Origin of the sequence: Streptomyces maremycinicus (assembly GCF_001184025.1) — a bacterium.
In the GTDB taxonomy this organism is placed as follows: domain Bacteria; phylum Actinomycetota; class Actinomycetes; order Streptomycetales; family Streptomycetaceae; genus Streptomyces; species Streptomyces maremycinicus.
In genome coordinates this window covers 60,985-81,411 of sequence record NZ_BBYG01000022.1, presented here as the reverse complement: position 1 = coordinate 81,411, position 20,427 = coordinate 60,985, and the positions used below count along the sequence as shown (strand labels likewise).

Annotated in this window: 6 protein-coding genes; all 6 read left to right on the top strand. The window is 67.8% G+C overall.

Annotated elements, in window-relative coordinates; all coding sequences use genetic code 11:
• The 6 genes from cas5c (at nucleotide 1) to AOQ37_RS33320 (ending at nucleotide 19,830) form a co-directional block, all read left to right on the top strand.
• The gene (gene cas5c / locus AOQ37_RS33350; protein WP_062650084.1) at nucleotides 1–771 is read left to right on the top strand and encodes a type I-C CRISPR-associated protein Cas5c; all 771 of its coding nucleotides are present in this window, start codon (nucleotides 1–3) and stop codon (nucleotides 769–771) included.
• A gap of 7 nt (nucleotides 772–778) precedes the next feature.
• On the top strand, nucleotides 779–2,599 hold the full coding sequence (cas8c, locus tag AOQ37_RS33345) for a type I-C CRISPR-associated protein Cas8c/Csd1 (RefSeq protein WP_234437097.1): 1,821 nt from the start codon (nucleotides 779–781) through the stop codon (nucleotides 2,597–2,599).
• A 57-nt stretch (nucleotides 2,600–2,656) separates the two neighbouring features.
• The gene (cas7c, locus tag AOQ37_RS33340; protein WP_062650080.1) at nucleotides 2,657–3,526 is read left to right on the top strand and encodes a type I-C CRISPR-associated protein Cas7/Csd2; all 870 of its coding nucleotides are present in this window, start codon (nucleotides 2,657–2,659) and stop codon (nucleotides 3,524–3,526) included.
• Nucleotides 3,527–7,265: 3,739 nt separating this feature from the next.
• Nucleotides 7,266–13,601, top strand: coding sequence for an AAA family ATPase (locus AOQ37_RS33330; RefSeq protein ID WP_078890470.1), 6,336 nt, complete (start codon nucleotides 7,266–7,268; stop codon nucleotides 13,599–13,601).
• Nucleotides 13,602–14,485: 884 nt separating this feature from the next.
• The gene (locus tag AOQ37_RS33325) at nucleotides 14,486–15,226 is read left to right on the top strand and encodes a hypothetical protein (RefSeq protein WP_234437084.1); all 741 of its coding nucleotides are present in this window, start codon (nucleotides 14,486–14,488) and stop codon (nucleotides 15,224–15,226) included.
• Nucleotides 15,223–19,830, top strand: coding sequence for an AAA family ATPase (locus AOQ37_RS33320; RefSeq protein WP_062650072.1), 4,608 nt, complete (start codon nucleotides 15,223–15,225; stop codon nucleotides 19,828–19,830). Before AOQ37_RS33325 ends, AOQ37_RS33320 begins: the two co-directional genes overlap by 4 nt.
• Nucleotides 19,831–20,427 lie beyond the last annotated feature (597 nt).

Below are 20,427 nucleotides of genomic sequence, written 5' to 3'. Positions count from 1 at the left end.
ATGACCAGAGAGCAGACCCGGCGGCGCGATGAGCGCGCGGACCGGCCGCTACACGTTGAGGTGGAGGCGTGGGGGCCGTTGGCCTGCTTCACGCGTCCGGAGCTCAAGGTCGAGCGGGTCTCGTATCCGACCATGACCCCCTCCGCGGCGAGGGGACTGCTGGAGGCCATCTTCTGGAAGCCGGAGATGACCTACCGGGTCGAGCGGATCGAGCAGCTCAAGCCGGTGAGGTGGACCCGCTTCCGGCGCAATGAGGTCAACAACTCGATCATCACCAAGAACGCCTACGAGAGCCTGCGGGCCAACAACGGCTACCGCTACGACGTCGCCGAGGACCGCGGCCAGCGGGTCACCGTCGCCCTGAGCGACGTCGCCTACCGCATCCACGCGACGATCCGCGCCACCGACCGGTGCACCGCGCCCCTGCCGAAGTACCGCGACCAGTTCGACCGCCGGCTCGCACGCGGTGCCTGCTACGAGCAGCCCCATCTTGGCTGCCGCGAGTTCGCAGCCTTCTTCGGGCCTCGCGGATCAGCGGAGGAGGCCGGCGTGGTCACCGCCGCCGACCAGGCAGGCATTCCGCCCATCGACGAGCTCGGGCTGATGCTCCACCACATCGAGTACCTCCCGAAGGGCAAAGAGCGCTACCACTGGTTCCGGGCCAACCTCGAGCACGGCGTTCTCCACGTGCCCGACCGCCCGCTCGCCCCCGCCGAGGTCAGTGGCATGCCCGGAGCCGAGGGACGAGCCTCCGCGGAGGAGGTGGCCTGACGTGTTGATGCAGAGCCTCGTCCGGCAAGCTGACATCCGACAGGGCGACACTCCTGAGTACTACCTCACGCGCCGGGTCATGTGGCAGATCGATCTATCCAGCACAGAGAACGCGGAACCGCTGGTCATCGACCTCCGTCAGGAACAACGGAAGATCACCGCCCCGTACACGGGACGCTCCGGGTCCAAGCCGGCACCGATCCTGTTTGCTGACACCGCGCAGTTCGCGCTTGCCCATCCCGGCCTGGTCAAAAGGCCGGACGGGGAGAAGGTCCTCTCGGCCAACTCTGCCGACGTCACCAAGGCGAGGACCCGGCACGCCGCCTACCGTGCACTGGTCACGTCCTGGTGCAACGACCACCCCCACCTTCCCCAGGCGCAGGCGGTGGCCGCATGGCTGAGCAGCCACGCTCCGACCGCCTGGCCGCTGGAGATGGACAAGGACCACCTCGTCGCCATCAGCCTGGACGGCGAGTGGGCCCACGACCTACCGGAAGCCAAGAGCTGGTGGTCCCACGAGGTCAAGAAGGCGAAGAGCGGGAAGACGGGCAAGGCGAACCAGGGACTCTGCCTTGTGTGCGGCCGCGTCATGCCCTTGCTGTCCACGCTCCCGGTTCCCATCAAGGGCATCCCCAACTCCGGGATGAACACCCAGCTGGTCTGCCTCAACCAACCCGCCCACTTCCGGGCCGGCACCAAGCAGCTTGGTGCCACCCCCATCTGCGTCGACTGCGGCACCAAGTCCGCCACCGCCCTGAACACACTGCTCGCCGACCCCGAACACCGCGCCTTCGCCGACGACTCCGCCATCGTCTGGTGGACCCGTGACCCCGACACCGACACAGCCATGTGGACCCTGCGCGACCCCCAGCCCGAGGAGGTGGCCCAGCTCGTCGCCGGAATCCGCCACCCCCGGCGGGGACGAGACGCACTGGCAGTACTCGACGAGAACGCCTTCCACGCCCTCACCCTGCGGGTGAACACCAACAGGGTCATCGTCGCCGACTGGATCACCATCCCCGTCCCCGAACTGAAACGGAGACTCGGGACCTGGTTCGCCGACCAGCAGACCTGGGACGGCTGGAACAACACCTACACCTACTGGTCGGTCTGGCGACTCGCCCTCGCCTGCGCCCGCTGGGACAAGCGCAAGAAGAAGTACGTCGACACCACCGTCCCCAAGCACCTCCAGGCCGACCTCACCAAAGCCGCACTCCACGGCGCCGCCCCACCGGCCCATCTCCTGCCGGTCCTCCTGCAGCGCATCCGCGCCGACCACAACCTCGACCGGCCCCGCATCGCCCTGCTGCGCCTCGCCCTGATCCGTACGACGACTCGCCACAAGGAGCTCTGTGTGCCCCAGCTGAACCCCCAGTCGACCGAGCCCGGCTACGTGTGCGGACGGATCATGGCCATGCTCGAAGCGATCCAGCGCAAGGCCATGCCCAAGGTCAACACCACCATCACCGACAAGTACCTGAGCACCGCGGTCGTCTCCCCCCGAGCCGTCCTCACCCGCCTCCGTATCGGAGCACGACCGCACCTGCGCACCATCGCCCGCACCAGTGGACCCGCGGCCAAGGCCATGGACAGCAGACTGCGGGACGCCTTCGACCTGCTCGACACCATCCCCGCCCACCTGAACACCGAACAGCAGGCCCTGTTCATCCTCGGCTACGACCACCAGCGAGCCCACTCCGCACGCGCTGCAGCAGAAGCCATCAAGGCACGAGAGGCCGGCAAGGAACTCGCCGCAGAAGAGCAAGCGGACGCCCTCCCCGAAGCCTCCGCCGAGGACGCCGACGCATCGGACAACACCCTCTGGTAACGCCCCACCGCCAGCTCACCTCGACGCCACAGACACGGAAGGACACCGACCACAATCATGACCGACGCGCACCTGGACCCCGCCCGCAAGCACGACTACGTCTTCCTCATTGATGTCAAGGACGGCAACCCCAACGGTGACCCCGACGCCGGCGGCATGCCCCGGACCGACCCCATCACCGGCCAGGGCCTCATCACCGACGTCGCCCTCAAGCGCAAGATCCGCAACACCATCACTCTCGTCCACCAGGGCAAGCCCGGCTTCGAGATGTACGTCGAACAGGGCGTCGCCCTCAACCCGCAGATCCAGCGCGCTTACATCGAAGGGGGCGCCAAGGAAGGCGAGACCGCCACCGCGCAAGAGTGGATGATCCACAACTTCTACGACGTGCGCATGTTCGGAGCCGTCATGTCCGTGGGCGACCAGAAGAAGCACGCGGGAAGGGCCCGCGGGCCCATGCAGCTCACCTTCTCCCGTTCCATCGACCCCGTCACGCCGCTCGAGGCTGGCATCACCCGTGTCGCCCCAAACAAGCCCGAGGACCTGGCCAAGGGCAAGGTCACCGAGATGGGCAACAAGCACTACGTCCCCTACGGACTCTACCGCGGCCACGGCTTCTACTCCGGAGCCCTCGGCGCCAAGGCCGGAGTCACCCCGGAAGACCTCGCCGCCTACTGGCAGGCCCTGACCATGATGTTCGACCACGACCGGGCATCCTCCCGCGGCGAAATGGCCATCCGCGGCCTGTACGTCTTCTCCCACGACGACGCCTACGGACGAGCTCCCGCACACAAGCTCTTCGACCTGATCCGCATCAAGCCGCTCGGCCACAGCGAGGCACGCTCCTGGGACGACTACACCGACCGCATCACCATCGACGAAGACAACATGCCCGCCGGGGTGACCCTGACCCGGCTCATCGACTGAACTTGCTCTCTGGGCGGCCCAGGATCGCAACGCCATCTGTCCACGCAGGTGATGCGGCAGAATCTGCGTGTGGCGGTCGCCCTCTTGAAGGCGACCGAGGATCGCAACGCCGTCAAGAAGACCGAACTCGGCGTTAGGCCCGGTCTGACGGTCGCCCCAGGACGGCTGCAGATCGCAAGCACGTCCACATGAGACCTGGGAGAGTGCTCAATACCTCTAGCGGTCGCCCTTCGGGGCGGCCGAGGATCGCAACCCCGTTCAACTCACCACGCTGGCTCAGCATGCAACCGGTGGTGATCGCCCTCCGGGACGACCGAGGATCGGAACAGCCGATGCCTGGGTCAATCCGGTTCGTCGTAGCCTGGCGAGCCGAGGATCGCAATGACGATACCCGCACAGTCGCCGGCATCGTCACCGTGGGATGGCGGTCGCCCCCCTGGGGTGGCCGAGGATCGCAATATCGACGTCACGAAGTACGCGGCGCCGGGCAACTTGGGGAAAACTCGGCCGTCCCAAGGGCGGCCGAGAATCTCAACGCCGAGTGGGTCGGATGGCCCACCAGCCGCACGTATCAGGCGGTTGCCCTCCGGGGCAGCCGAGCGTTGCAACCAGGAACATCCAACTCGGTCTTGGTTGCAGTCCAGGCTGGCAGCCACCCTCCAGGGTGACTGCCAGGATCGCAACGCACAGGGTGAAAACATCATCGAGATCGCCACCCCGAACTGGCGGTCGCCTTTTCAGGGTGACCGAGGATCGCAATCAACACTACTGAACCAACGAACAGCACACGGCCTTGGGTGGCGGTCGCCCACGCGGGCGGCCGAGGATCGCAACGGCACCCAAGCCGAAGACCTGGGTTCAGCTCTGTTTCACACTGGACCGATCCATCGCAGTGGCTGAGAATTGCAACGTCTCCGACATCGAAACCCTCGGCCAACACCGGGGCCAGTGGCGGTCGCCCTCCGAGGCGGCCGAGGATCACAACGCCGGACACATCGTTGGCGGCACGAGCGCGCAGGGTCGGCGGTCGCCCTTCGGGGCGACCGAGGATCGCAACGGATCAGTCGGGATCACGTACTCCGGACACCGGGCTACTGGTCGCCCTCCAGGGGGACCGAGGATCGCAACCGGAAGGGTTGTGTCTTTGACGAGATGATCTCTAGCCTCGCGGTCGCTCTTTGGGGTGACCGCGGATCGTAACGCTGAGTTCGGCCACTGTCACACCCTGGCGGAGTGCGGGCGGTCGCCCTCCGAGGTAGCCGAGGATAGCAACACCGCTAGGACGAGCGGGCGAGACTCTGACCGCGTCGCTGGCGGTCGCCCTCCCGAGCGGCCGAGGATTACAACTGCCGACCGGGCAGCAGCTCAGGCAGGGCGCTACACAGGCGGTCGCCCTCCGGGGCGGCCGAGGATCACAACGCCGGGCGCTTGTCCGCGACGGCGCGAAACATCGGCGTGACGGTCGTCCTCCATGACGGCGAAGGATCGCAATGTCTCTAGATCCCACGCCCGAGCCTGCATCTTGGACGTGGCGGTCGCCTTCCGGGACTGACTAGGATCTCAACGTCAACGGGTACGGCGTGATCAGCGGCGCGAACGCGTGGCGGTTGTCCTTCGGGGTGACCGAGGATCGCAACCTCGACGGCAAGTCGTGGCGCGGCTCCATCGGCAAGTTGCGGTCGCCCTCCGGGGCGGCCGAGGATCGCAACGCACAGGGTGAGAACATCATCGAGATCGCCACCCCAAACTGGCGGTCGCCTTTTCGGGGTGACCGAGGATCGCAACGTCTACAACGCCGACGCCAAGGCGAACGGCCTCTACAATGGCGATTGTCCTCCGGGGTAACCCAAGAATCGCAATGGTATGTGGGACCACAAGGGCAACGACAAGCAGGACCTGACGTTCGCCCCATTGAGACGGCGAGGATCGCAACTTCCCCTGGCTAAGCCTGCGGAGGATTTCCGCGCCGTGGCGGTCGCCCCTCCCGTGCGGCCGAGGGTCGCAACGGCATTTCCTACTTCGGTCGGCTTGCTGGCTACAAGTGGGGGTCGCCCTCCTGGGTGGCCAAGGATCGCAACGCCCCGGCCAACGCGGCCGGCCCCGTCGCGCTCCAGTGGCGGCCACTTATCGGTGTGACCGCAGGATCGCAATGAGATGGGCGAGAGGTTTTGACCGGATACCAAGAAGGTGGGGTAGTCCTTAGACGGCCGAGGATCGCAACGCATAGCCCTTGGGCGTCGTGACGGCAGGACATAGGTGGCGGTCGCCAGGGGCGACGCAGTGAAGGGCTCTCCCTGTCGCAGGCACGCTGCGCGACTGTGGGGGTGGGGCGCTCTGAAGTGACCGGCTCTGACATGCTCGGTTGTCCTGGGCCGAAGGCCACTCTTTCGGCTCCATGCAGCATGTCGGAGCGCAGTGTGTGCTGGGGGTTAAGCACAGGTTGGCCTTTCCGACCGGTTCACGTTCGTGCTCGTTGACGCAGCCGGAAGCCCCAGAGTCCTCGGCCGCCCCGGAGAGCAGCCGTCACGGCGGATTCGGCGGTCAGAACACCTCAGAGCTGAAGTTGCGATCCGCGGTCACCCTGGACGGCGCCGCCACAAGTATGAGGCGACGGAGGTGGCGTCGGTTGCATAGTTGCGATCCCCGGCCGTGGCAGGGAGCGGCCGTCACTTCACTATGTAGTAGCTTGCGTTCGAGCTTGTCGGTGTTGCGATCCTCGTCCGCCCCGGAGGGCGACCGCCACTCGCGGCGGTCGTCACCGCCGTGGCCAGACTGCCGGCCCTGCGATCCTTGGCCGCCTTGGAGGCCAGCCGCAACACCACACGACTCGGACTCCATTGGTGTCATCTGGACGTTGCGATTCTCGGTTGCCCCGGAGAGTGATCGACTTTCCCTGGAGATGCGGGGAAAATTAGCGCCGCTGGGAAAGCGCGTGGGGAGGATCGGCTACATAAAGCAGCACGAGCCTGAAATGCTCTGACGGAAGCATCCGTGCAGGTCAGCAATGCAGATCGCTGCGATACCGCAGGTCAGCGCCACCACATGGACAACTTCACGACGAACGTCACCGGCTCGCCTTCGCGGCAGCGAAGACGGCGATCTCCCCGATCCGACTCGCTCGTGGTCACTGCCGACGGGCATCGTGCCGCGTCGTCGCACCCCATGTGCCCGCGGACTGTGCTCCTTGCACCGGCCGAGAGCGAGGGCATCGACTCCGCTCCCACGCTCTTCGTCGCCTCCGCGCCGGCATCCGTACGAGTGCCCACACACCAACCCTGACCGACCCACGCCAAGATCCGGACCACGCACGGGCCGATAACTCGACGCTGGACTCGCGAGCCCTCATTCGCGCTGGTCAGACCCGCGCAAGCAGATGTACCACCAGCAGACGAAGAACGTTCTTTGTTCATACAGCCCTACGAAACTTGGGTTCTTCTAGAGCCTCAAGTTCGGTGCCTGGAGGAAGGGCGTTACTCATCCAGGCACCCACAGAGCGCAGCCACTATCCGTGACCGCTCAGCAATTTTCCGGTCCTGTTCACCACGAATCTGCGCCCCTCCCGGACCAGCCACGGACCAACTGGGGCGCTACGTCGCGTCGCTCTCGGCGAGACGAAGCATGCGAAGAAGTGTGGACGACGTCGGGTGACAGGCGCGGTCAGGACCTGATCAGGAGCCTTCGTCGCGGTTCGGTTATTTTTGCGCCAGCAGGGTGTTTGACGGCGGAGAATGCTGCCGACATGAGTGATCTAACTGCCGCGCACCGCGGGTACGAGTACCAGGACTTGATGGAGGCAGGCCGCGTCGTCGACCTGCTGCTCGGCGGGATCGTCAGGGTCCATGTAGACGAGAAGCTGGTGACGGACGACCGCTTCGACGACCTCACGGTGATCAACGCGGACGGATCCCGTGAACGGATCCAGTTCAAGCACTCGGACGAGGAAGACCCCCTCGGCTACACCACGTTCACGACCGACGATCGCGGACTGAGACTGGACCGCCTTGTGGCGGCTGCCGTCGCCGACCGGGACGGACCGGGTGCGGGCGCCATCGCCCACCGACTGCGCATTGTCATGCGCAATGCACCTCCGGACGACGACGCACTGAACGCGGTGATGGTGCCCGCCCGCTCCTCCGACGCGCCGTTCCTGCCTGGGATGAACACCACACTCCTGCGGTTCGACGCGGAAGCCCTCTGGCGAGGGTTCGACCTGCCCGCGCGGGGCCGACGCAGGGCGGGTAACATCTTTGGGTTCCTGACCAGCGGTGAAAAGGCCGTGTCCAAGCGGGACCTGGAATGGCTGTGCGAGCACCTGGTGGTGGAAGTCGACGCACCGGCCATGACGACGGACCTCCTGCAGCCAGGGCCAGCCGAACAGCTTCTCCTCCAACGGGTGCGTGGTGAGCTCGGCGCGGGGATCTACCCCAACGAGGGACGCTCACCGGAGGACGTCGCCGAGGCGCTGATCCGCACAGTCCGCTCCGCTCGGCAGCGCGGCACCGACGTGATACCCCGCGAGCTACTGCGCCAGGCCCAACTGCGCAGCGACCTCGGCGCCGTCGTGCGCGCGAACCCTGTCGACCGCGCCCTGGAAGTGGCCCGGCCCGCCACGATCGGCGTCTTGGCGGAAGCGGCCGGGACAGCGGCAGCCGGCGGGGGAGTCCTGCTGGTCACGGGCCCTCCGGGACAGGGCAAGTCCTGGGCGTGCCAGCAGCTGGTCGACCAACTCACCGGTGACGGATGGCTGGTCGCCGAGCACTACTGCTACCTCGGCGACGCTGACGGTGACCAGCTGACCCGGGTGGTCACCGAAACGGTCTTCGGTAGCCTGCTGGGCCGGCTGGCCGAGTCGGACCCCGACCTCGTCCAGGAGCAGCGCCCGCGTTTTGCTGCCGATGCGCAAGCACTGACGACGGCTGTGGACACCGCTCTGCGCAAGGACCCCACCCAGCGCGTGGCGCTCATCGTGGACGGACTGGACCACGTCACCCGCGTACAAGGAGGAAGAACCAGGAGAGCCGATCCGTCCCTGGCCCTCGCCGCGGTCCTCGGCTCGCTGCCCCTCCCGCCCGGCAGCGTCCTCATCGTCCTCAGCCAGCCCGGGAACCACCTCGTCCCCCTCCAGGACGCCGAGGCGGCTTCCGTCGCCGTGCCGCCACTGACCGCGCACGAGTGCCGCGCCGTCGCGGAGCGGCTCGGACTCGTCCCGGCGGCGGACGACGAGCGCACCGAAGCCCTCCTGACCGACAACCGCGACGTGACTGACTTCCTGGACGCGCTGCAGGAACGCTCGGGCGGCAACGCCCTGTACGCGACATACCTCTGTCGCGAGGTCGCCCTCCGGCCGGAGACGATCACCAAAGCCGCGGCAGTGGTGCGGGCGCTTCCGGACTACCAGGGATCGTTGCAGGGCTACTACGCCCACCTCTACGACACGCTCGGCGCGGAAGCCGATGTCGTCGCGGACATCATCGCCCTGCTCGGAATGTCCGTCACCCGCGAGGAGCTCGGGCAGATCATCCCGGACCGGGCGCACAGGATCGACGGCGCACTGAAGGTACTGGCCCCGGTGCTCTCCGGGACGGCCGGACCCGGCGAAATCCGCGTCTACCACGAGTCGTTCGCCCGCTACCTGCGCCTGGGCTACGACAACGACCCTGGGGCCCTGGAATCGGCGCTGGCTCTGATCGCCACCTGGCTGACTGCAAAGGGACTGTTCGACGACCCGCGGGCCTTCCGCCGCCTCCTGCAGATCCTCGCCGAAGCTGGACGCGACACGGAGGTGGTGGACCACATCGGGCGTGACTTCGTCACTCGGGCCGTCGCCACCGCCCACCCGGCCTCGGCGATCAGGGACAACCTGGCCACCGGCGTGCGCTGCGCCGCCAGGACGGCGAACTGGCCGGTCGTCGCGCGGTGCGTCGAACTCGCCAGGGCCGCGCAGACGTACGAGTTCGAGCGCTTCGACTCGGACCTGGTGGAATTCGCGGACGTGCCGATCGCCTTGATGGGGGCTCAGACGCTGGCGGACCTGCTCCTGCACGACGGCCGGACCGTCATGCCTGCCCGGGCAGGTCTACAGATGTGCGCCGTCCTCGACGCGGCAGGCGCCGTGGCACCTTGGCACGCGTACATGACAGCACACGACCACGAGGCCGAGTCGGACAACACCTCCTACGGGGCGGAGTCCGACCGAGCCGTCGAACTGGCACGCCTGCGGGGTCGGTTGCGCCTGTCGGCTACCGATCAGGGGAGAGGTAAGGAGCCCCGCGAGGACGGGCCTGACCGGCCGGTGTCGCTGGACCGCATCGCCGAGTGGCTTGAGGAACGGGGTGACCAGGCAACGGCCGACGCAGTCGTGAAGACGCTCCTCGACACCGTCGGAATCGAGGCCGTCACCGACCTGGTGCCGCGCCTTGCAACGGGCGGCCCAGTATGCCTCGCACTCGCCGAGCAGATCGCCGCAGACGCGGTGCCCGGTGAGGCGGGCAGCGCCGCGGAGTGGGCTCAGGAGGCGGCCGACCTGGGATACGTGCTGGGAACGGGGCACCGGTTGCTCGCGCTGGGGGTCGCTGCCGCCGATCTCGCTGAAGGCATTGCGACAGACGAGACTTCGACTGCCCGCGACACCCTGTTCGCCCTCACCCACGACGTACAGCACGAACGTGTCCAGTGGAGCCCCGTGGCCGTAGCCAGGTGGCTCGATGCCCTGGCGATCACGGCGCAGACCGACCTTAGCGTCCTGGACGCGGTACCGGCTCTCGTTCAGGGGCCCGGCTGGTACCCCTGTTGGCTGCGGTTCGCGATCGCCCTCGCGCGCGCCGAAGTCGCCGCAACACACACCCAGTCTGGCCTGGTGATCGAAGCCCTCGGGCTCCTGACCGCAGACCTCAGCCGCTTCACCGGCAGCCCGCGCGCGTGCGACCTCTACTCGATCCATCCGCTCATCGAAGAGTCGGTACGCCGGGCGGCCGCCCTCGTGTCCGACCAGGACTGGCCGCAGGCGTGGAAGACCCTCATCCACGTCAGCCGGGAAATCAGCGTCAGCCTGCGCGGCGAGATGGGCGGACCACTGCCAGCCGACACGCTCCTTACGATCGCCGTCGAGCACACCACGCCCGCACGGCGGGCCGGCATCGCCGAAGCCGTCCGCAACGAGTTCCTCCAGCAGGCTGGCGGACGTTTCTACAGCGACCTCGCCCGTTACCTCCTCATCCACGCGCGCCTCGCCCTCACCGCCGACGACCTCGCCGAGGCCGAGGAACACTGGCTGGCGGCCTGCCACTTCCTAGTGGCCTACGGCTGGCGCAAGGACATCACCGTCTATGAGCTCCTGGATCCGCTGCCCGCCCTGGTCACCGCGGCCCCGGCCCGGGGGCGGGCGCGAGTGGCGCGAATCCAGCCACTGTGCGAACGTCTTGTCCTTCACACCGACGGCAAGGAGACCAACGCTGCCCGCCCGCGGTGGTGGAACGTCCTGGCCGGGGCAGACCCCGTGGCCCTTGCCGATCTCGCAGCCACCGGCCTGCTCAGCGACTGTAACGGCCCGAACACCATCCTCCACGGCGCCCGAGAAGACCTCTGGCGCGCGTGGAACGACACCGCCGATCCGGTTGTGGCAACCGCGCTCCGCATCACCTTGGACACCCCGCTCCTCCAAGCCGACGCCGCACTTCTGGACCGGCTCGCCCGGACAGTCGGCCCCTCCACGCCCGACGGCGTTCCACAACTGCTGCGCATCGCACTGAGCAGGGCCGACGAGCGGCAAGCCAACCGCGACTCCTCCAGCGACCAGACCAGACTGACCGACGCACAGCTGGTCGCAGAACTCAACGCCGTCGCCGAACGCGTCGGCGCCCCGCAGCTCACCCGCCTGCCCGAACCACAGGTCACCAACGAGTCCCAGCCCCGCCGCAGCGCACCCATCCCCGCGCAGCCGGCCACGGCCCCGACCTCACCTGCCTCCCCGTCGCTCGCGCCCTCCGAACCGGTCGGCCTGATCCGGGTACTGCGCGCATGGCACCTGAGCCCGTACGAGGCTGGCGCACCACAACACACCCTCGAACAGATGAGAGACCTCGTCGGCGACGGCCTGCTCAACCTCGCCACCCGAGGACAGACCGACGAGGCCGCACAAGTCCTGCGTGCCATCGCCGGCCCCTTCGACTTCCGGGACGGTCCCCTCCTGCTGCGCCAACTCGCGGACAAGCTCCGCCAGAACGGCCATGACGCGCTCGCCGCCGAAGCCTACGCACTGACATGGGTACGCACCCGCGGACAAGGCGGATGGCTGAACTTCGGAGGCGAGACAGCCCTCGACGCCCTTCGTACGGCCGCGCAACTCGATCGCACCCTCACCCACCGCGTCATCACCGAAGAGGCCGAAGCAGTGGTGAGCGCCGGTCGGTACGGGACCCACGGCATCACCCAGGCACTGATCTTCGCCTTCGCCCAGCAAGCCTTCGGCCTGCCCCCGAACGACTCCCTCGACCTGGCCTTCGCCCTCTGGGACGAAGCCGCAACGGTCATCGAGAGCAGAGCACCACGCGTCCACGACAGCGACGACCCCCAGCACCCCTACCGCGCCCCCGACAAGGACAACGGAACCCCCGCACCCGGCGATCTCGACCACGCTTTCGCGACCGCGGCACTGGCCGCAGTCGCACACGCGGACCGGGAAGGCAAACGCCGAGCGATGGTTGCGACGCGATCTCTGGTCACACTGCGCCCCGAAGTCACGGCACCCGCCATGGCCCTCGCACTGGAGCAACTCTCCGATCCGGCGACCCTGATGTGGCTGCTGTGCCTCCTCCAAGAACAGGGGCCGCAAGCCCAACCTGTCGTGGACCACTGCCAAGACGCGCTCGAGGCACTGGCCCGGGGTCCGCTGCTCACCGTCCGCGCCCTCGCCCGCCGGCTGCTCACCGACGCGGCCAGCGTTCCCATGGGAGCGTCAGACCCGGCCGGGCTGAACCTGCCGAGCCGCCTGTGGACCTCCGCCGCACAGGGGGACAGCCCGAGAGACCGCGTCGTGACGGGGATGGTGGCAGAGGTGGCTGGCGCGCGGCTGAACGAAGCCGAGCAACTGCAGCCCGGGCTGATCCGAGCGGTCCTCGCCAGGGTTCGCCGCGAGATTGACACGGAGCGCACCATCGAGAGGAACAAGGCCCAGTCCCGCGCCAACCTCAGCGCCGACGAGGGCGAGCTGCCGGACGCCTATCTCGCCATAGAGGAGACCATCGAAGAGGCGATCCAAACGGTGGCAGCGGGTAGCCGCGCGCACAGGCTCTCGCAGGGCCTAGGCATGAGCGATCCGGCAGCTTGGGAGGATCAGCTGGCCACCGAACTGACAGACGACCCCCGCATTCCACTGGCCTTCGAAGAGGCACGCTGGCCACGCCCCGACCTTCCTCTGCCACCCGGCCCGGACGACCCGGCCAGCCAGGACACTCCGCTGACCGGAACAACCGCCGAGACCATCTTCACACGGCCACTAACGCAAGCCGCCGCCCTCACCGGACAGACTCTCCCGGGCTGGCGCATCCTCGCTTCCGTGGAGGAACGCAAGTTCCTGTCACCGCACACCCGGAAGACCGGCCTGACCGTCGTGAGCTTCTCAGGCCCGGAAGTGACCGATTACGGGAACCAGGACAGTGACGCTATCCCTTTCTCGGACGGAGACATCGAGGAGTGGATCCGACCGCCGGGGCAGCACCCCGCCGCTGACGTCCCGCCGGGGATCCCGCTCCTCGGCCTCGACCGCGCCACGACCGCCGCCGCAGACGCCGCCCACGGCCTGGGACTACCCGGCTTCACACTGACACCCACCCCGTGGCTCCGCACCGCACTCCGCCTGAAGCCCGGCGCCCCGCTGACGCTGGAGGACGACCGCGGTCCTGCCCTGCGGTTCATCTGCTGGCGCACCGAGTACGAGCGGAGTGCCTACCGCCTGCCGTGGCCGCGGACGACCGGCTGCGCCGTCGTGATCCGCCCCGACCTGCTGGGCATCCTGTCCGAGCGGGCATCCGCACCGATCGTCACCCGAGATGTCGTCATGCGGCTGGAAGCGGACTGAAGAAGAGCAGACGGGACACCGCGATGGCGCGGACGTCGTCCCACGGGTCCAGCCCGCGGGTCCAGCCCGCGGGTCCACCACACCCTCGATCCCAGATAGCCAGCGTCCGGGCAGCGAACTATCTGCCCTGTCCAGTCCCGCTCGCTCCCAATCGCTCGCACTGCAACCGCAGCATCACCCGAGCCAGCGCCACCAGACCAAGATCCGGACCATTCTGGACCAGCCCCCGACCAAAGGCTGCACCAACTACCATTTGGCCTGTTCAACGTGGGTGCAGCGGCTGTACCACCAGCAGACCAAGAACGTTCTTTGTTCATACAGCCCTAAGAAGCTCGGTTCTTCTAGGACTCAAGTCGGTTGGCTGGCGGCTTAGTTGAGCTCCAGGCAACCCCACACTGCAATTACGCTGCGAAGCCCTCAGGCACCTTGTGTAGCATCGCCGTTCCGGAGTAGATCCCCCGGGGCCATCACGGACCAAACGGCATCCCGAACGCCACGCCCTACGCGTCGACCGCAACCAGAGCAGCGCAGGGTGTTCAACGCCGCCGAGCACCCTGCTGGCTCGTCCACACTCTCAGTGAGGACCTTCCGGAGTCCGCCAGTCAAGCAACATGCCCTGTCCGGATACAGCAGAATCATGATCCGGCCGACGCCCCGGGAAAGCCGGGCCGTGTGCCGATGGTCGACGGTAGTGGCCGACGGATGCTCAGCACGGAACGGCTGGGGGGAATGAGGAACGAATGTGGGCAGCGGAGATCGTCGGGGTTCACGGCATCGGGCAGTCTAGGACCTCTGAGCAGCAGTTGACCCGGGACTGGGGGAAGGCCCTCGAACGCGGCATTAAAGAGGTCACGGACCAGCTCGAGCACCCACCGACTCTCCGCATGCCGCACTGGACTTCCCTGCTGGCCAGGGGCACGGACCGGTTGGGGCCACAGGACGACCCCTACAGCGCGTCGATGACACCAGCGGAGGAACAGTTCATAGCGGAGGCCCTCGGTGACGTCGTCGGGCCGCAGGACCTGGCCTATGCCGAGGAACAGCCGCTGGCCGTACTGGGCCCGCCGAAGCTCTGGCCGCCCCGGATCACGCGACTGATGATGGCCTATGACCACCGCTTCCCCGGCGGCGGCGGGCGGTTCTTCGTCCAGCGGATGCGGGAGGTCCGCTCCTATCTGACGGAGCCGGACCTGGCCGTCAAGGTCCGCGGACTCGTCCGGGACCACATCACCCCGACCACCTCCATGGTCATCGGCCATTCCCTCGGCAGCGTCATCGCTTACGACCTGTTCCGCAACGAAGACGATGTCGCAGGTCAGACGCCTGGAGATGTTCCCGGGCCCGCCATCCACACCCTCATCACCTGTGGTTCCCCCCTGGGTATTCCCTCGGTACGACGGCTAATGAACATTGAGGACGGCAGCCACCTGCTCCTTCCCGAGCACGTCCGGTGGATCAACGTCTACGACCCAGACGACGTGGTCACCGGAGGCGCGGGGCTGCGCCGAGTGGCGCCGGGACTGGTCGATGCCGCGGTCCGCAACGGCGCGGGCGACCCCCACAGTGCCGTGCGCTACCTCCGCAGCGAACCGGTGGCCCGCGCAGTGGCGGGCGGCCGGCCATGACGAGCAATCCGGTTCCCGGCACGTACGCCCGTCGCCTCCTCGTCGTGGCCGTCACCGAGTACGACGACGGGACGCCGGCGCAGCAACAGGAGTTCAGCACAGGCATCTCGGCGCAGGTGACCGTCGTGGAGAGTTGGTGGGCCGATCCCAACCTCGACGACGGGCGCCGCTTCGCCCCCGCCCGGCCCAAACAGCTCCATAACCTGAGGGACCTCCGCGAGTTCCTCCTGGACGAGGAACTCGCCGATGTAGACGACGACGAAGCCCTCGTCGTCTACATCACCGGCCACGGTTTGGCGCCCACCAACTCCCCACAGCACTTCCTGCGCTTGCCCGACTCCTACGAGGACCGGCCGCTCAGCACCGCTTTCCCAACCGCCGAACTGATCGCGACCGTGCTCGACTCCCGGGCCACGCACGTCCTAGTGATGGTCGACTCCTGCTTCTCCGGCAGGCTCGAAACCGAGCTCAAGGCCAATCTGAAGGCGCTCCGGGAAAGGCGCCGCTCGCTCGGCTCGCTCGTCGTACTCGCGGCCGGGAACGACGAGAGCAGGCCCCGCCTCGGTCAGTTCACCAATCTACTCCGGGCTGCGCACGAACACTGCGCCGACCAGGCCAACGGTTACGCTGGGTCCCACCTCAGCTGGCAGGACTGGAAGGGCGTCGTCGACGCGGTGTTCGATGCGAACACCATGGCCGACGTCCACGAGATCTGGCCGACTCCCTCACCCACGGTCCAGAGGGCGCACCAACAGCCGAGCCCCTGCCTTCCGAACCCCGGCTACGCGGCCGTCGAACCGGCACTCGGTGCCTCCCTCCGCCAGGTCGGATGGACTCGGACAGAGCTGGACACCTACTGGATCTCGCGCGCCGCCGGTCAGCCGGGAGCCAGCGGCCCCGGCTGGTACTTCACCGGACGCGCCGAGCTGGTCAAGCGAGTGCTCGCGTTCCTGGGCGGCACCGAGAACGTACTCATCGTCACCGGCGAGGCAGGCTCGGGGAAGTCCGCCCTCCTTGCCCGCATGGTGACCCTCAGCGACGCTCGATTCCGCGCGGACCCGCACTACGGTCCGCTCATCGCCGACATCCCCGAGGAACTCGACGTCCCGGTGGGGTCGGTGGACGCGGCCGTCCTCGCCCGCAATTTCGATCCTGACGAACTCGCCCAGACCCTGTACGAGGCGCTCGGCGGCTCCCCGAACGTCTTCGATGCGGCACGGGCGGCACGTACCCGTACCTCATCCAGAGGTCCGACAAGGCCCCTGGACGAGGGTCCAGTGGTGGCCCTGCGCAAGCTCGCCGGGGAGCTCGCATTGCTGCGGGGACGGCCCCTGACCCTCGTGGTGGACGGCATCGACGAGGCAAGAAACCCGACACGCGTCATCACCGACCTGATCCGCCCCCTCACCCAAGTACGCATGGATGCGAGCGGGCGTCCCGCGGTCCGGCTGCTTCTGGGCGTCCGCAGCGCCAGGCAGTACACCACAGCTGCCGACGAAGCGCGGCGCCCCTCCCCCCCAATGCCCACGGCCCCTTCCACAGACCTGCTCGGGCTCCTCATCCGGGCCACTCACTCCGGGAACCCGATCCGCACGGACGACGTAGAGGCGACCAGGGGCGACATCGCGGCGTACGTCCGCGCGCTGCTCCAGGCCCCAAACTGGAGCCAGGACAGCGCCGGGGAAGGGCGGCCGGAGCTCTCAGGACTGGATCCCACCCAGCCCCAGTTCCGGTACCAGCACCGTTCGCTGGCTGCAGCGATCGCCGAAGAGGTGTCCCCATCCTTTCTGGACGCCCGGATCGCCACCGAGCGACTTCGCTCGATGCGTGTCCTGCCAAGCTCCGACGACCCCCAATGGCGCCAGACCCTGCGCGAGGGGACCGAGGCGCTCCTCCGCGAGGACCTCGGCGAGGTCGCCCGCTGGCACGACACACCGGCCGAACATCTGATGGTCGTGTTGCGCACGTCCGCCTTCGGGCAGGGGGCGGGGTTGCCCTGGGCCGACATCTGGCCGGCCGCGGTGCGGGCCCTGTGCCTGACCCCTGTGGCCGACCCGGACGCGGTCATCCGCCAAGTGATGGCCAGCCGTCTTCACGGCTACCTGACCACCGCGGTCGAGGACGAGCGGACCGTGTATCGGCCGATCCACGAGCGGATCAGCGAAACCCTGCGCTACGCACCGCAGTTGCTGCTCGGTCTCCCGGACAGGGACCCGCAGGAGCGCTTCCCCGAGATCTCGATCACCACTGCGCACGCGCAACTCGTGAGGGCTTTCGGAGAGCTGCTCCCCTCGATGCCTGACCAGCCCCCACACCCGTACCTACGACGGCATCTCATCGCGCACGTCGCCGCCGCCGAACTGGTTGACGACCTGCACGTACCCTGGCGCTTCCTGCCATGGGAGACGAGCGGCACGGTCCGGGCAGCCCTCGGCCTCACCGCCAACTTCAACACCGGTACCGCGCGCCTCGCCGCGTGGGCTCGCATCGAAACGTTTCTGGGCGATGCAGGAGCGGCGGCCCGAGCCGACAGCCTCCGCCTGTCCCTTCTGGGCACAGAGGTCAGGCATGGTGCCGCTGGGAACATGGTCGGGACACGTCCCCTAGCTGGCTACCGCTCCAGCGTCCCACCGCGGTGGAATCAACTACGGGTGCCCGAAAACCTCTTGGCACATATGTCGACCCCCCTCGCCTCCCTGGTGTCCTTCACCCTTTCGGACGGCAGCACTCTCGTCGCAGCGGGCGACCAGGGTGGTGAGGTGCGCATATGGGACGCTCGCACGGGAACGGAGTTCGGCCTGCCCTTCCGGCCGGCCCCGTACGTACGCGCCCTGACCGTACTGACCGCCCCCACGGAGAGCCCCTTGCTCGCGGTGGGCACCGCCCACGGCGTCTGGATCTACGACCCGCAGAGCGGCGATGCGGTCCGGCTCCCCGTGACAGGAGCCGTGTTCGCCCTCGCAGCCTTCGAAACCAGGACCGGACAGGTCCGGCTGGCTGTCGGAACCGACGCGGGACTGACCACCTGTGATCCGTTCGACGAGGAGACACCGGTCCTTCCCCTCAGATCTCTCGACGGGGGGATGGGCCCCTCAGTCAAGGCGTTGGCGACGTTGCGGCTCCCATCGGGCAGGACACTGCTCGCAGCGGGCGGCAACAACAGCACGTTGGAGGTCTTCGACGCCGAATCACTCGACGTCGTCGCCGTGGTGCACGGGCAGGGCAGGGGCGTGGTCGCGCTCGTCCTATACCTCGACCGGCAAGGCCAGCCCCGGCTCGCCGCAGCTTCGAGCACGACACGCAGCGTGCGCATCTACAACGCGCTCACTGGCGAGGAGGACAAGGCAGCACGCATCCAGCGGTCGGCGGCCTCTCTCGGGCCCTACCCCTTTCCGGGTTTCGGAACGCTGCTGGCGCTCGGCGGCGCTGACGGGGAGCCTGTGAGCCTCTGGGATCCAGACACGGGAACGAGGCTATTCACCTCCCCGCCCGACCACACGGGAAGGATCAAGGCCGTGGTCGCGGTCGATACGGGACAGCGGATGCCCTTCGTGTTGTCCGCATCGTTGGACCGTACGGTCCGGATCTGGAACCCCGCCGGGCGCGCGTCGGAGCTGGAACACGACCAGAACGCGTTGGTAAACGGCTCCCTCCTAGCTGTACTCCCCGGATCGAACGACGGCCCCAGCCTGCTAACGCCCGCCCGCTCAGGTGCCGTCAGCATTCGGTCCGCAGCGAGAGGGCAGCCGCGACGTGGACGGCGGCATCCGCAGAAACTGACGTGGCCCGCCGAATGGGACTGCGATGCCCTGACCGCCCTGGCCACCCACGTCTGGCCGGACGGATCCGCGTCCGTCGTAATCGGCCTGAAGAACGGCCTCATCGGCCGTTGGGACGAGCAGCCCGGCTGCTGGTCCCCCTTGGTGAATCAGAGCAGGCAAGCGGCGAGCGTGCGCTCTCTCGCCACGCTCTCCCCATCCGGTGCAAGCGACGTCGTCCTGGTCAGCGGCACGAGCCAGGGAAGTATCTGCTTCCATGACCTCGCCAGCGGCGAACAGCGCTGGGAGCCCCTCCGCCAAGACGGGGCTGTGCGTGCTCTCGCGACTTTGCCAACCGAGACGGGCCCGCTCTTGGCCTTCTCCAGCGGCCGAACCGTGAGATTCAGCCGCGTTGGTGCGCCGTCTCATCTGCGCCTGCCAGGCCGCATAGGCCCCGTCCGGTCGCTGGCCGTCTGCCCCGCGGAGGACGGCAGTTCTCTGCTGACCACCGGCGGAAGCGACGGCTGCGTCCGGCTCTGGTCCCCAGGAGCTCCTCGGAGGGAGGCGTACCCCGTACTCGAGGGGCACAATGGCCCGGTCTCCGCCATCGGCGTTCTGCCGCCCACACCCGCCTCGCCACAGCCGCTCCTCGCCACCGCGGGCTCCAGTGACACCACCGTGCGCCTCTGGAACCCGTGGACCGGGGAAGAACTCATGCGGGTGGTCACCGGCACGTCCCTCACGTCCCTCTGTGTCCTGCCCGACGGCAGCATGCCGGACACCACCGACCCGGCAATCGCCTTCGGCGGACCAGCGGGCCTAGCCGCCCTCACCGTCCATCGCTGAGCGACTCCCCGGCCCCGGCCTCACGGCCTGCATATCCGTTGGGGTGCGATGTCCGCGGCGGTGGCAGGATCTCCGGCACAGGGCGACCGGCCAGATCGCCGGCGTCCGAGGTCCGAGCGGCAGGAATGCATCGCAAGGCGGAGCGCCGTCCGCGTACGGGAGGTACTCGGGTGATGCGACAACGCAGCGAGGTGCCGTACCGGACGTCGCGAGCCGGTGAACCGGGCCCGGCACTCGACCTTCGGCAGCAGCGGCTCGATGACCAACCCGCGGACGCACTCACGTTACAAGGTCCTGAGCTGGGCTTACGCGCTCACCCTGGATCAACTGGACGCCCGTGGACCCTCTCCACGGCCTGTGCCATGCCGTACCGCGGCTCCCCGCTGGCACCACCTACCAAGATCCGGACCAGGTGCGGACCAATTCGGATTGGCGTCGGGCAACGCCACCCGTAGTCGCAGGTCAAAGGCGGGTGAGGTCGTGTACCACCAGCAGACGAAGAATCTGCTGGTGTCGTACTCGCCGAAGAAGCTCGGCTTCTTCTAGCGACTAAAGAAAGGCGCCTGACCAGGTATTTCACCTGCCAGGCGCCCTTTC

Excerpts from the sequence above, each read along its gene's own strand:
- cas5c (WP_062650084.1), top strand. The coding sequence starts at position 1 with ATGACCAGAGAGCAGACCCGGCGGCGCGATGAGCGCGCGGACCGGCCG.
- AOQ37_RS33320 (WP_062650072.1), top strand. The coding sequence starts at position 15,223 with ATGACGAGCAATCCGGTTCCCGGCACGTACGCCCGTCGCCTCCTCGTC.
- AOQ37_RS33325 (WP_234437084.1), top strand. The coding sequence starts at position 14,486 with ATGCCGCACTGGACTTCCCTGCTGGCCAGGGGCACGGACCGGTTGGGG.
- cas7c (WP_062650080.1), top strand. The coding sequence starts at position 2,657 with ATGACCGACGCGCACCTGGACCCCGCCCGCAAGCACGACTACGTCTTC.
- AOQ37_RS33330 (WP_078890470.1), top strand. The coding sequence starts at position 7,266 with ATGAGTGATCTAACTGCCGCGCACCGCGGGTACGAGTACCAGGACTTG.
- cas8c (WP_234437097.1), top strand. The coding sequence starts at position 779 with ATGCAGAGCCTCGTCCGGCAAGCTGACATCCGACAGGGCGACACTCCT.